The following is a 13,431-nucleotide window of genomic DNA, read 5'->3' on the forward strand; positions in this document are numbered from 1 at the left end:
AATATTTTGAATGTTTGATTTGGTTGTAAAAGTGAAAATGGTAAATAAGTGGTTTATACTTCTTACATTCTTATCCTTGAGCAGTTATGCACAACAGACTATTCTTAATAAAAAAGTTAGCCTAGTAAAGAAAGATATCTCTATAGCCGATATTCTTAACGAGCTAGAAAGTAAATTCGAATTTACAACCACTTATTCGGGTAATACTATCGACTTATCTCAGAAAACATCTATTAATGCTAATAATCAAACTCTTAATCAAGTGCTTAGAGTTTTGTTTCCGTCAAAACTTTATCGTTTTAAAGTTTTGGGTAAAAAGCTTTTGATTTATAAAAGAGTTCAAAAATATACACTTAGCGGATATCTACTAGAAGAAGGTAGTCAGGAGTATTTAAGTAATGTTTCGATATACATAAAAGAGCAAGGTATAGGGGCCATTAGCAATGATTATGGCTTTTATTCTTTATCGGCACCAGAAGGTAAACATGAAGTATTAATTACATTTATAGGTTACAAGCCTATTGTTAAAAATATTGATTTTACTAAAGATATCAACCTTAACTTTAGCTTAGAGCCAGATACTCAATATCTTGATGAGATCATAATTAATTCGGATCGTGGTTCTTTAAAGAGCGAGATTACCCAAATGAGTTCCGAAAGTATTACTCCAGGTGTAATAAGAGACACCCCGGCTATTTTTGGAGAAAAAGATGCGGTTAAAACTTTACAACTATTACCTGGTGTTAAATCCGGTAATGAGGGATCTGCAGGGTTTTATGTAAGGGGAGGAACACCCGATCAGAACCTGATTATTTTGGATGAGTCTATTGTGTATAATTCAAATCATCTTTTTGGTATTTTCTCTATTTTTAATGGTGATGCTATAAAAACAGTAGAAATGTATAAAGGTGGCTTTCCAGCGCGTTATGGTGGTAGGTTATCTTCTGTAGTAAAAATTGATACAAAGAATGGGAATAAAGAAAAGCTTAAAGGTAATGTGAATCTAAGCCTTATTTCGTCTTCTTTTTTATTAGAAGGTCCGCTTAAAAAGAACAAAACTTCATTTGTATTGAGTGGTAGAAGAACATATTTAGATTTATTGGTGCGCCCTTTTTTAGAAAGTAATAATGATATTAGTTATAATTTTAGTGATATAAACACAAAAATCCATCATGTTTTTAACGAGAAAAACAAGCTGTATTGGAGCCTGTATTTTGGAGAAGATAAATATAAAAGGAAAGAAAGGTTTGAGGGCGAGGGGGTAAATGACAAAACCGATGAAAAAATACAATGGGGTAATATCACTTCTACTTTACGATGGAATCATGAATTTAACAATAAACTGTTTTCTAATACTTCTCTAATTTTTAGTAACTACCGGTTCAAAAATGAAATACTTGAGAGTAATATTAATAATACTTCTTTTAATAGTTCTAATTCTGGAATTGATGATTATGGGTTAAAATTAGATTTTAATTATTATCCTACTCCAAATCATACCTTGAAATTTGGAATGCTCTCTACATATCACAATTTTACTCCCAAGGCGATTACAATTAGAGATAGTGAAGACGTTAATGTTTCTAATACTCAAAAAATCAAAACATTTGAAAGTGCTTTATATATAGAAGATAATTGGGAAGTTAATGAAAAGCTAAGTGTTAATCCAGGGTTGCGATTAAGTTATTTTCAACATAAGTCAAAAGTATATTTTAAACCAGAGATTAGGTTTTCTGTAGCTTACCGTCTAAAACCTACATTGGCTATAAAGGCTTCGTATGCAAAGATGAATCAATACATTCATAGGTTATCAAATAGTGGTTTGGGGTTGCCTACTGATTTATGGATCTCTTCTACCGATGGACTCAAGCCCCAGCTTTCTGAACAAGTAGCCTTAGGATTGGCCAAAGATTTTGGAGAAGATATGTATGAGGCCACTATAGAGGCTTATTATAAAAAAATGGACGATATTATTGAATTTAAAGAAGGCGCTTCCTTTGCCACTATCAATGATCTATCAAATATCGCAAGTTCTATTCAAACTGTTGATTTTGTAAATGGCTTAACGACTGGTCAAGGATGGGCATATGGATCAGAATTTCTATTACGTAAAAAAAGAGGAAAGTTTACAGGTTGGCTTGGATATACATTGTCTTGGTCCGAAAGACAATTTGATGAATTAAATCAGGGCAGAAAATTTCGAGATCGTTTTGATAGAAGGCATGATATTTCACTCGTGACAGTTTACAAGTTGGATAGGCCAAAAAAACCAAATAAGAAAACGACACTATCTGCAAATTGGGTGTTTTCTTCAGGAATTAATTTTAATGTTCCCAATACAGTAGGTATTGATCCTACTACTGATTTTCCTATCGGAGATGGAAGTATTCCTGGTGTTTCGGTTTTTAATGAAGAAAAGAATAACTTTAAAGGTGAAGATTTTCACCGGTTGGTTTTAGGAGTGCAATTTCATAAAACCACAAAACGCAAACGAGAACGAACTTGGGGGTTTTCATTTTACAACGTGTATGCAAGAAAAAACCCTTTCTTTTATAAAGTAGAAAATACTGGTTTAGAAACCAATAGGAGAGTATTAAGTAAAGGGTATGTTTTTCAATTTGTACCATCCTTTAATTATAATTTGAAATTTTAAAAATATTACAGATGAAGTACTATAGATTACTTTTTATGATATTGATATTTTCAGGATGTACCGAGTTTGTGGATGAAAATATAGCACAACCTGAAGGAAAAGAACTGGTCCTTATTTACGGATTTATTTCACCAGAGGAAGATCGAATTAAGGTTTCGGTTTCAGAAACTCGATCTATTTTTGATGAAAACCTAGATGCCTATCTTGGAACAGAAGATGGCTTAATTATTAAGGATGCCATGGTGACTATAGCAGATGAAAATGGGACCACAATAGAATTGATATATGACGATACTTTAAAACGGTACATAATATCATCAAGTTTATTTGCTATTGAACCTGGAAACAAATATGCTTTGAGAGTTACGGCTAAGGGAAAAGAGTTTACCGCTTCGTGCACTATTCCTGTAGAAAAGGTAGAAGAAATAAATACTTCATTGGGTTTTAGAATTGATGAGTTTGGTCAGAGAAGAGAGAATCTTAGGGTACAATTTGATGACATCTCAGGTTCAAATAACTTTTATATTGTAGGAGCCGAATATAAACCTGCAGGGATACCAGATGCAGAATTAGGTATTGCTTTTTTTGACCTGCAAAGATTTGCTACTGATGTTACAGGAGACGGATTTCCTGTTATTTCTAATGGCACTGTAGTGAATATAAACAATGGCCTTGAAATTACAACAAAAGTTGCCCATACAGATGAGTTGATTTATAATACTTTAAAAGCAAATTTTATAAACTCTAGAAGATCTGATGATGGAGATCCTTTTTTTAGACCAATAATACCACCTTCAAATATTATTGGCGAAGATGGGTATGGTGTATTTGCAGGTTTTAGATTAACAGAAAAACAGGAAGAATTGAGCTTTTGATTTACTTCATTAATCCTTCAAACTTTAAAAACATATAATCTTTTATAGTAGACTCTAGCGTTTCTTTACTTTGATTAAAGAAGGTGTCATCAGTAATTAACCTCAGGATAAAAAATTCATCCATTTTGATCAGTAGCTCAGTAGAAACAGGTTTGAATTGTTTACTTTCTATGCCATATATATAGAATTGTTTTAAATCCTGTAATAAGGAAAATAAGAAATCTTCTATAATTTTCCAGGCCGTGGGGTAATACTTTTGTAGTTGTCTTAGGTAAAAAGCGGAGATATCTTTGGCTCCTTCGGTTAGGATATTAACCAGAGTACTATATCTATAATCAAGTTGCACAATTTCTTGGGTTATCTCGTTCTTATATTCATATAATCTATTTATGCGTACTTCGGTGATATACTCAAAAATCTCTTCTTTTGTTGTAAAGTATTGATATATAGTAGATTTACTTTTGTTCATTAAAATGGCAAGATCATCCATAGTCAAACTTCCTAAATCGGCATGTTTCAGTTTTGGCAATATTGCTTGTGTCCACTTTTCGACCTTTTTACTTTTTTCCTTTCGGTTTCTAGAAATAGATTTTCTTCCCATATTTGGTAATTTATCAAAATCGAACTATATTTGATTAAATAGTTCGATAAATTCTTATTCTAACTTCAAACTTAATTATTTATTTCATGAAGAATCAAGCAGTATGGCAAAAATATACAGGAAAGGTAGCTTGGCCGACTATATTCTTATTTTTAGGCCTCTTAATTGGGTATGGTTTTTTGTGGTATGCGTATAAAAAAGGATTGGGGGGATGGACCTCTTGTATAGGTGCGATTTTGGCATATGGTATGTTTACTATAGCTCATGAAGCTTGTCATAGTAATATTTCTGGAGGAGTAAAATCATTCATTTTTATTGAAAAAACATTGGGTTGGGTATCTTCATTATTTTTAATGTTTCCATATTGTGCATTTGTGATTATTCATCTTCGTCACCACGCACATACAAACGACCCAATAAAGGATCCTGATAATTACGTAAATGGATCTAATGCTTTATCTATCTTTTTTAGATGTACAACGTTAATTGGCCATTACTTCGGATTAACACTAGGTAAAGACAGTAAAAATGATCCCGCAATGAAATCAATTCGTGGACAATCTATACTCTTTACTTTTTTGATAATATTCCTAATGGGAACATTTATAATTATTGGTGAAGGATATGCATTATTATATGTATTTATTTTATCTGCATTGATTGCAGCACCCATATTGGCATTTTCTTTTGATTGGATACCACATTATCCTCATCATAATACAGGAAAATATCATAATACAAGGGTAATTACGATTCCAGGGCTTGAATTTGTATCATTATATCAAAGTTATCATTTAATGCATCATTTATTTCCTAGAGTTCCTTTTTACAAATACAAACGTTGTTTTTTGGATTATGAAAAAGAACTTTTGGAGAAAAAATCTCCAATAGAAGGTTTTAGAGATCAGGATGCTTATCTCTTAAAAAAGAAAAACACCTATACGGATTTACTTACAGGAAAAAATTGGAGTTATATTCTTGAAGTAGGAAACGTACAAGTAGAGACTCACGATACAATTAGAATTACTTTTAAAAACCTAGATAATATTCCTTTTACTTTTAAGGCAGGTCAATATGTGGTAATTTCTGATGATGTACAAAATGAATTCATTAGTAGATGCTATTCTATTTGTGAAAGTCCATCAACAGGTATGCTTTCTGTAGGAGTAAAACGTGTATCTGGTGGAAAACTATCTAATCATCTGTTGGATAAAGTAAAGAGAAATTATAAACTACGTGTCTCAGGACCTTATGGCAATTTTGTCTTACCAGAAAAGATAAATACTCCTTTAGTTTTAATAGCAGGAGGAAGCGGAATTACACCTATACTTTCTATTTTAAAACTTGTTTTAACGAATTCAAATATCAAAGTGACCTTACTTTACGGTTGTAAAAGTGTTAAAGATGTAATCTTCAAGAAAGATCTTGATCAGTTATCATTGTTGTATCCAGATCAATTTAGTTGTATAATAGAGTTAGATATCTTGACTGAAGAGAAACAGTGTACGCATTTGGAACACTTGGGAAGCGAGATGCTGTGTTATATTTGTGGCCCGTTACCGATGATGAATGCTTCAAAAAGAGTTTTACAAAAAATAGGAATTGCCGATCATCAAATCATGATAGAAGAGTTTTCTTTTCAAAGAAAACAACTTTCGGGAAAGAAACATAATATACAATCGGTATTACACCAAAGAGAAATATCCTTTTTTGCAGATAGTGCCGAGACCATTCTAGAAGCATCTATAAGAGAAAAACAGGAATTACCCTATGCTTGCGGAATGGGGCAGTGCGGAACATGTAAAGTAAAACTGGATGAAGGAGAGGTGGTATGGAATACTACAACCGAAATTGCACTATTACAAAATGAACGAGATCAGGGATATATCTTACCTTGTATTTGTCGTGCCAAAACTAATATAACCTTAAGATCATGAATACAGAAACATATGATTACGTAATTATAGGAAGCGGTTTTGGAGGATCTGTAAGTGCACTACGTTTATCTCAAAAAGGATATAAGGTATTGGTAGTCGAAAAAGGAAAATGGTATGCACCTAAAGATTTTCCTAAATCGAACTGGAACCTCAAGAAATGGCTATGGATGCCTTTTTTTAGATGGTTTGGGATCATGAAAATGTCTTTTTTTAAACATGTAGTTGTGATTTCGGGTACAGGGGTAGGTGGAGGATCTTTGGTTTATGCAAATACATTACCAGTGCCTAAAAAAGAATTCTTTACTTCTGGTAGTTGGGGGCATTTGGCCGATTGGCAATCCGAATTGGCTCCTTTCTATAAAACTGCACTTAGTATGCTTGGTGCTCAAAAAAATCCAAAGTTTTTTGATGGGGATAAGATATTAGAAGAACTGGCAGGAAATATGGGTATTGAAGATAAGTTTGAAGCTACCGATGTCGCGGTATTTTTTGGGCAACCTAATACAACGGTTTCAGATCCATATTTTGATGGTAAAGGACCAGATCGCACGGGGTGCAATTATTGTGGTGGATGTATGACAGGTTGTAGAGTAGGAGCCAAAAACACATTAGACAAGAACTATTTACATCTCGCTCAAGGATTAGGAGCAGAAATTCTTGCGGAGCAAAAAGTATATGACGTAGTGCCTGCCGGAGAGGGATATGAAGTAAAATTTAAATCTTCAACAAAATTGTTTAAAACTAAAAAAACGGTAAAAACCGGCGGTGTTATTTTTTCTGGAGGAGTACTAGGAACAGTGAAGTTGTTATTAAAATTAAAACGAAAATCATTGCCCAGATTATCCGACCGTTTGGGTCATGACATTAGAACAAATAACGAAAGTTTGATAAGTGTAACTAATCTTGATGGGCAAAAAGATATGTCTAAAGGAGTTGCTATAGGATCTATTCTTAATACCGATGACAACAGTCATCTAGAAATCGTGAGGTATGCTAAAGGCTCTGGGTTTTGGCGTTTATCACATCTACCCTTAACACATGGTAAAAATACTATAGTTCGAGTTGCAAAAATGGTTACAAGTTTTATAAAACATCCTCTATCTTATCTTAAATTATATACATCAAGAGATTGGGCCAAAAGCACCACTGTTTTGTTATTTATGCAAACCTTAGATAGTACATTAAAATTTGGAATAAGTTCTTTTGGAACAATGAATACCAGTGTAGCCGAAGGTAAAAAGCCATCAGCATTTATTCCTGAGTCCTTGAATTTGGCAAAGCAATATGCATCAATAGCCAAAGGAAAAGAAACGGTATTTGGATTAGAACCACTGGCAGGAATTCCTTCTACAGCTCATATTCTGGGAGGTGCAGTTATGGGAGCGGATATAACCAAAGGAGTGATTGATAAGGATAATAAGGTATTTGGATATAAAAATATGTTTGTATGTGATGGTGCCATGATATCTGCAAATCCGGGAGTAAATCCGTCGTTATCCATAACCGCAATTACAGAATTGGCAATGAGTAAAATCCCGGAAAAGAAAGATTAATCTTTTGAAGAATTTTTAAAGTGTCGAAAAATTAAAAAAGCACCATATAGCACAAAGGATATCGTTAAGATCGCTCTAAATCCCCATTCTTGATCATTTTGCAATCGATTATAAAGTCTAAGGCTTCCGAAAATGACCAGTGCAATACCAATCATTAAATCCCATGTTCTACGAGGATTTTTTTCATTGTTCTCTTCCATAACTTAGGATAAACTTTTTTCGATAATAGGGATAGCTTCTTTTATATCATTCTTTTTTACAAAAAGTTGGATGTGATCAGGAATACCACCGCCAAAACCAGCAAGCATACCAGATTTCATATCATCTCTAGTAATAGAATTGATACCACTATCTTGAAGTAATGTTTGTAAGAATTGAACATTGATTAGACTACCGGTATATACTCTTTCGTATTCGCTTTCAGGGAACATATAAAATGATAATTACGCATTAAAATATTTACTATTCCAAATAGCTGTATTAAAGTTTTTGCCTAACGCAAATCCATAAAACAGTACTACCGCAGCTACAGATTTAAACATGAACAAAAAGATCATGATAAAGGTTGTGGTATCGTTTGTTTTACTAAACAAACCATTTGGAACCATAAAAGTAAGTAAAAGACTTACTAAAAACGTAAGAACTAGTAAATTTTCAAAACTTTTAAAAAACCACATCACTCTTTTACGCAATGGGTGCAAATCATTTCCCCATTTATGAATTAAATAAAAATAATCATTACCCAAGGGAGCAAAGAGTAGGGGATCGTCTGCATTTTCAAGTTTAAAAAGTTTTGACGGCGCTATGATTTTAAACCCATTGATTTCGGTTTGATGTATTTTCTCTAATTCTTTGATAGCAGAAACCGCTGAAACCGGTAACTTTCCTTTAAAATATTTAGAATCCAGAAATCGTAAGCGATAGTCAATACAGGTTTTTTTAATCTGATCCAGGTGATAGATATGTTGACTTTCTAAAATATCAAAATTAAAATTATTTATAACCTCTTTAGATTTTGTACCTAAGTTCTGTAGAATTCTTTCTTCATGGTCCATGTCTTTTTTGAAAATTTGCTCTAGCTGATCTCTCCAAGTATTAGCATCAAACTCTTTATCTTTTAATTTGTTTAATTTTTGCTCGATATTAGTTCTAGGAAACAACATGGTTTTTCTTTTTCATTAGCTTCACTAAATTAAGAATAAACATATAGCTTTAAAAGAATTAGATATGTTAAAATTTTATTTTTGAGTCGTTTTAACGATTGTTGAAGATGTACTAGAAATAAAAAAGCAACCGATTACCAGTTGCTTTTTCAAAACAGAATATATGATTATACTAGATAATCGTAGATTGTCCTACATGAATATTTTCAAAATTAATATTCGAATCTTCAGGATTTAAAATATAATCCGCTATAAAATCCCCTACTTTTTCGGTAGACAAAGGATTCGTAGTATTTAGATCCGGAGTAGTTAGATTTAATTCTAAAGCTTTTTCTACAGCATCTTTTATCGCATTAGCTTCGCCTATCAAATTAAAATGCTCTAATAGCATCGCCGCAGATAGTATTGCAGCAATAGGGTTTGCAATTCCTTTACCAGTTGCCTGTGGGTACGAACCATGAATAGGTTCAAACATACAACAGCTATCACCAATAGATGCCGAAGCTAACAAGCCGATGGATCCTCCAATAACACTGGCTTCATCAGAAATAATATCACCAAACATATTTTCGGTTAAAATTACATCAAACTGACTAGGGTTTAAGATCATTTGCATTGCGGCATTATCTACAAACAAGAAATCTAAGGAGACATCTTGATATGCTTTGGCAATCTCGGTAACTACTTTTCTCCAAAGACGAGAAGATTCTAATACATTAGCTTTGTCAACTAGCGTTAGCTTTTTTCTTCGCTTTTGCGCAGATTGAAATGCCAAATGCGCGATACGCTCTATCTCTTCTTTAGAATACTCACATAAGTCTGATGCAACAGTACCATCTGCGCTTAATTCTTTTTTCCCGAAATAAATACCACCAGTTAATTCCCTATAAATAGAAATATCAGTACCTCCAATAATTTCTGGTTTAAGTGGTGATTTGTCTATTAGGGTTGTATAGGCTTTTACAGGTCTTATATTGGCATATAGACCAAGCTCTTTTCTTAGTTTTAATAATCCTTGCTCTGGTCGAACTGGAGCACTTGGATTATTGTCATATTTTGGGTCTCCGATAGCTCCAAATAAAACGGCGTCTGTATTGACACAAAGTTCTAAAGTGTCATCGGGTAGGGGGGTTCCAGTTTTGTCTATAGCAATAGCTCCTACCAATGCTTCTTTGAATAAGAAGGTATGATCAAAACTATGAGATATAGCTTCTAAAGCTTTTATAGCTTGAGCTGTTACTTCTGGCCCTATACCATCTCCTGATAATACTGCAATATCTAATTTCATGAATTATGATCTGTTTTTTTATGTTCTATTATTTTCAAATACTTCGATGGCTTCTTTATTACTAATCAAAAAATCGATATCATCATAACCATTCAGTAAGCATGTTTTTTTATAACTATTAATTTCAAAATCTGAAGAAGACCCTGTACTCGAAATGATTATTTTTTGAGTTTCGAGATCAACTTCAATCTTAGTATTTGGATCTTTTTCTATTTCGTTAAAAAGTTCTTGTAGATATTCTGGAGAAACCTGTACAGGTAACACTCCATTATTTAGGGCATTTCCTTTAAAAATATCAGCAAAGAAACTTGATACCACTACTTTAAATCCATAGTCATGTATTGCCCATGCTGCATGTTCTCTACTAGATCCACAACCAAAATTATCTCCAGCTACAAGAATACGCCCTTTATATGTCGAATTATTAAATACAAAATCTGAGTTTATACTACCATCTTTTTGAAATCTCCAATCTTTAAATAGGTTTTCTCCAAACCCTTCACGGCTAGTTGCTTTTAAGAAACGTGCTGGAATGATCTGATCTGTATCTACATTTTCTATAGATAATGGTATTGCAGAGGATGTTAGTTTTGTAAACTTATCCATGATATTAATTCAATTGTTTAGTGATGTCAATAATTTTTCCTTCGATAGCAGTCGCAGCAGCAACCAAAGGACTTGCTAAAATGGTTCTTGCTCCTTGTCCTTGACGACCTTCAAAATTTCTGTTGGAAGTAGAAACACAATATTCTCCTTCAGGAATTTTATCATCGTTCATTGCAAGACAAGCAGAACAACCTGGTTGCCTTAATTTGAAACCAGCTTCTTCAAAAACTTCATTTAATCCTTCCGATACAATTTGTTGCGCAACTTGTTGTGAACCCGGAACGAACCATGCTGTTACATTATCGGCTTTCTTTTTTCCTTTAATGAAATGAGCAGCTACTCTAAAATCTTCTATTCTACTATTGGTACAACTACCAATAAATACAAAGTTTACTTTTTGGTCAATTAGTGATTGTCCTTTTTCAAAATTCATGTACGCCAATGATTTTTCGAAAGAAGCATTATGTTCTACAGGAATATTTTCAGAAATCTTTATACCCATTCCTGGATTTGTACCGTATGTAATCATCGGTTCGATATCTGCAGCATCAAAATGATATTCTTTATCAAAAACAGCACCTTCATCAGTAGGTAGCGTTTTCCAATAGGCTACTTTTTTTTCAAACTCTTCTCCTTGGGGAGCAAATTTTCTACCTTTTACATATTCAAAAGTAATTTCATCAGGAGCAATCATACCGCCTCTGGCACCCATCTCGATACTCATATTACAAACAGTCATCCTACCTTCCATAGACATTTCTTGAAATACATTACCCGCATATTCGCAAAAATATCCTGTACCTGCATTGGTGCCTAATTTTGCAATAATATAGAGGATAACATCTTTTGGTAATACACCTGGTTTTAATGTCCCGTTTACACTTACTCGTAAACTTTTTGGTTTTTGAAGTAGTAAACATTGACTTGCAAATACCTGAGCTACTTGGCTGGTACCTATTCCAAAAGCTATGGTACCAAATGCACCATGAGTAGATGTGTGACTATCTCCGCATACCATAGTCATTCCTGGTTGTGTAATACCCAATTCAGGAGCTATGACATGTACAATACCATTGTATTGATGGCCTAAGCCATAGAGTGTTATGTTATTTTTTTCGCAGTTTGCGGTTAATCTACTTAGCTGATTTCTAGACAAATCATCTTTTACAGGCAGATGCTGATCTACTGTTGGAGTATTGTGATCTGCTGTTGCAACAATTTGATTAGGTCTAAAAACAGGAATTCCACGTTGTTCTAGTTCTCCAAACGCTTGTGGGCTAGTTACTTCGTGGATAAGATGCTTGTCTATATATAATACCTGAGGGCCATCTTGGACTTCTTTTACTACATGTGCATCCCAAACTTTATCAAATAAGGTTTTCTTCATTAATTAACTTTTTAGACCTGTCGGGAGTAAAAACCTAACAGGTCTGTTATAAAGATGTTTTATGGTTAGGCTACTATAGCAGCAGTTACGTTAGTATTTTTCATGATTAAGTGAATATCTTCATCCACTACTTCTTTTTTGCAATCTGCAAAATTTAGAAATTCTTTATACACATCGTCCAGCTGAAGTTTGGTTAATTCATACCCAACCTTTTTCGCTCTGTAGGCTAATGCCGCTCGACCGCTTCGGGCTGTGAGAACAATGGCTGATTCAGTAACTCCAACTTCAGCCGGATCGATAATTTCGTATGTTTCTCGATTTTTGATAACTCCATCTTGATGAATCCCAGAACTATGGGCAAAAGCATTAGCTCCTACAATGGCTTTATTTGGTTGTACCATCATACCCATATGATCTGATACCATAAGACTAGTTTCGTATAATAATTTAGAATTGATATCCGTATTTAAATTTAAATAAGGATGTTGCTTCATAATCATAACTACTTCTTCTAAAGAGGTGTTACCAGCACGTTCACCAATTCCGTTAATCGTGCACTCAATTTGTCGCGCACCATGAACGGCTCCTGCAATAGAATTAGCAGTAGCTAATCCTAAATCATTATGACAATGACAAGAAATAATCACATTGTCAATCCCTTTTACGTTTTCTTTTAGATAATTGATTTTTTCTCCATACTCCTCGGGTAAACAATATCCCGTAGTATCTGGAATATTAAGAACGGTCGCCCCGGCTTTGATCATAGCTTCACAAACTCGCGCTAAGAATTCATTGCCGGTGCGACCAGCATCTTCTGCATAAAACTCAACATCCTCAACAAAAGATTTAGCATACTTAACGGCCGCAACACCGCGTTCTATAACTTTATCTTGAGTTGAGTTAAACTTATATTTTATATGGGATTCTGATGTTCCTATTCCTGTGTGTATTCTTGGTCTTTTTGCGTATTTAAGCGCTTCTGCAGCTACCTTGATATCATTTTCGACAGCTCTAGTAAGTCCGCATACTACAGCATTATTAACTATTTTTGCTATTTCATTTACAGAAGCAAAATCTCCTGGGCTAGAAACCGGAAACCCAGCTTCAATAATATCAACACCTAGTAAATCAAGTTGTCTGGCGATAACTAATTTTTGTTTCGTGTTCAATTTACAACCTGGGACTTGTTCTCCATCTCTTAAGGTCGTGTCAAATATTTGTACTTTATTATCACTCATAGGAATTGCGTGAATTATGAATTTAGTGCTTCGTTTAAAACAACATCTTTTTGAAATATTATCAGCAGATGTTTCATTAATCTCTTACGAATTTATATTTTGGGAATTCAAAAGGGAAGTATTTGAAGTA

At 33.7% G+C, this 13,431-nt stretch carries 12 protein-coding genes; 4 read left to right on the forward strand and 8 right to left on the reverse strand.

The window, feature by feature from the left end; all coding sequences use genetic code 11:
* Positions 1–10 precede the first annotated feature (10 nt).
* Together DK508_RS00110 and DK508_RS00115 are read left to right on the forward strand one after the other, a co-directional pair.
* On the forward strand, positions 11–2,653 hold the full coding sequence (locus DK508_RS00110; protein WP_109298705.1) for a TonB-dependent receptor: 2,643 nt from the start codon (positions 11–13) through the stop codon (positions 2,651–2,653).
* Positions 2,654–2,664: 11 nt separating this feature from the next.
* Positions 2,665–3,528: a DUF4249 family protein gene (locus tag DK508_RS00115; RefSeq protein WP_109298706.1), complete on the forward strand. Its 864-nt coding sequence runs from the start codon at positions 2,665–2,667 to the stop codon at positions 3,526–3,528.
* A gap of 1 nt (position 3,529) precedes the next feature.
* Here DK508_RS00115 and DK508_RS00120 read toward each other — a convergent pair whose 3' ends face one another.
* Complete coding sequence (locus DK508_RS00120) at positions 3,530–4,129, reverse strand: TetR/AcrR family transcriptional regulator (RefSeq protein ID WP_109298707.1); 600 nt, start codon at positions 4,127–4,129, stop codon at positions 3,530–3,532.
* Positions 4,130–4,215: 86 nt separating this feature from the next.
* On the opposite strand from DK508_RS00120, the gene DK508_RS00125 reads away from it, so the two are divergent.
* On the forward strand, positions 4,216–6,066 hold the full coding sequence (locus DK508_RS00125; protein WP_109298708.1) for a fatty acid desaturase: 1,851 nt from the start codon (positions 4,216–4,218) through the stop codon (positions 6,064–6,066).
* On the forward strand, positions 6,063–7,619 hold the full coding sequence (locus DK508_RS00130) for a GMC oxidoreductase (RefSeq protein ID WP_109298709.1): 1,557 nt from the start codon (positions 6,063–6,065) through the stop codon (positions 7,617–7,619). Before DK508_RS00125 ends, DK508_RS00130 begins: the two co-directional genes overlap by 4 nt.
* Here the strand turns inward: DK508_RS00130 and DK508_RS00135 are convergent.
* The 7 genes from DK508_RS00135 to DK508_RS00165 form a co-directional block, all read right to left on the reverse strand.
* Complete coding sequence (locus DK508_RS00135; protein ID WP_109298710.1) at positions 7,616–7,819, reverse strand: hypothetical protein; 204 nt, start codon at positions 7,817–7,819, stop codon at positions 7,616–7,618. The genes DK508_RS00130 and DK508_RS00135 overlap by 4 nt on opposite strands.
* Positions 7,820–7,822: 3 nt before the next feature.
* Positions 7,823–8,050, reverse strand: coding sequence for a putative signal transducing protein (locus tag DK508_RS00140; protein WP_109298711.1), 228 nt, complete (start codon positions 8,048–8,050; stop codon positions 7,823–7,825).
* Between the two features lie 12 nt (positions 8,051–8,062).
* Positions 8,063–8,782, reverse strand: a complete 720-nt coding sequence (locus tag DK508_RS00145) for a hypothetical protein (protein ID WP_109298712.1) — start codon at positions 8,780–8,782, stop codon at positions 8,063–8,065.
* A 172-nt stretch (positions 8,783–8,954) separates the two neighbouring features.
* A complete protein-coding gene (gene leuB, locus DK508_RS00150; protein WP_109298713.1) occupies positions 8,955–10,070 on the reverse strand; it encodes a 3-isopropylmalate dehydrogenase in 1,116 nt (371 codons plus the stop codon).
* Positions 10,071–10,088: 18 nt separating this feature from the next.
* Complete coding sequence (gene leuD, locus DK508_RS00155) at positions 10,089–10,676, reverse strand: 3-isopropylmalate dehydratase small subunit (RefSeq protein ID WP_109298714.1); 588 nt, start codon at positions 10,674–10,676, stop codon at positions 10,089–10,091.
* A gap of 4 nt (positions 10,677–10,680) precedes the next feature.
* Positions 10,681–12,063, reverse strand: a complete 1,383-nt coding sequence (gene leuC, locus DK508_RS00160) for a 3-isopropylmalate dehydratase large subunit (RefSeq protein WP_109298715.1) — start codon at positions 12,061–12,063, stop codon at positions 10,681–10,683.
* A gap of 65 nt (positions 12,064–12,128) precedes the next feature.
* Positions 12,129–13,301: a 2-isopropylmalate synthase gene (locus DK508_RS00165; protein WP_109298716.1), complete on the reverse strand. Its 1,173-nt coding sequence runs from the start codon at positions 13,299–13,301 to the stop codon at positions 12,129–12,131.
* Positions 13,302–13,431 lie beyond the last annotated feature (130 nt).

Source organism: Aquimarina sp. AU474 (genome assembly GCF_900312815.1).
Taxonomy (GTDB): Bacteria; Bacteroidota; Bacteroidia; order Flavobacteriales; family Flavobacteriaceae; genus Aquimarina.

Coding starts and splice junctions, on each gene's coding strand:
- DK508_RS00110 (WP_109298705.1), top strand. CDS start 11: ATGTTTGATTTGGTTGTAAAAGTGAAAATGGTAAATAAGTGGTTTATA.
- DK508_RS00115 (WP_109298706.1), top strand. CDS start 2,665: ATGAAGTACTATAGATTACTTTTTATGATATTGATATTTTCAGGATGT.
- DK508_RS00120 (WP_109298707.1), bottom strand. CDS start 4,129: ATGGGAAGAAAATCTATTTCTAGAAACCGAAAGGAAAAAAGTAAAAAG.
- DK508_RS00125 (WP_109298708.1), top strand. CDS start 4,216: ATGAAGAATCAAGCAGTATGGCAAAAATATACAGGAAAGGTAGCTTGG.
- DK508_RS00130 (WP_109298709.1), top strand. CDS start 6,063: ATGAATACAGAAACATATGATTACGTAATTATAGGAAGCGGTTTTGGA.
- DK508_RS00135 (WP_109298710.1), bottom strand. CDS start 7,819: ATGGAAGAGAACAATGAAAAAAATCCTCGTAGAACATGGGATTTAATG.
- DK508_RS00140 (WP_109298711.1), bottom strand. CDS start 8,050: ATGTTCCCTGAAAGCGAATACGAAAGAGTATATACCGGTAGTCTAATC.
- DK508_RS00145 (WP_109298712.1), bottom strand. CDS start 8,782: ATGTTGTTTCCTAGAACTAATATCGAGCAAAAATTAAACAAATTAAAA.
- leuB (WP_109298713.1), bottom strand. CDS start 10,070: ATGAAATTAGATATTGCAGTATTATCAGGAGATGGTATAGGGCCAGAA.
- leuD (WP_109298714.1), bottom strand. CDS start 10,676: ATGGATAAGTTTACAAAACTAACATCCTCTGCAATACCATTATCTATA.
- leuC (WP_109298715.1), bottom strand. CDS start 12,063: ATGAAGAAAACCTTATTTGATAAAGTTTGGGATGCACATGTAGTAAAA.
- DK508_RS00165 (WP_109298716.1), bottom strand. CDS start 13,301: ATGAGTGATAATAAAGTACAAATATTTGACACGACCTTAAGAGATGGA.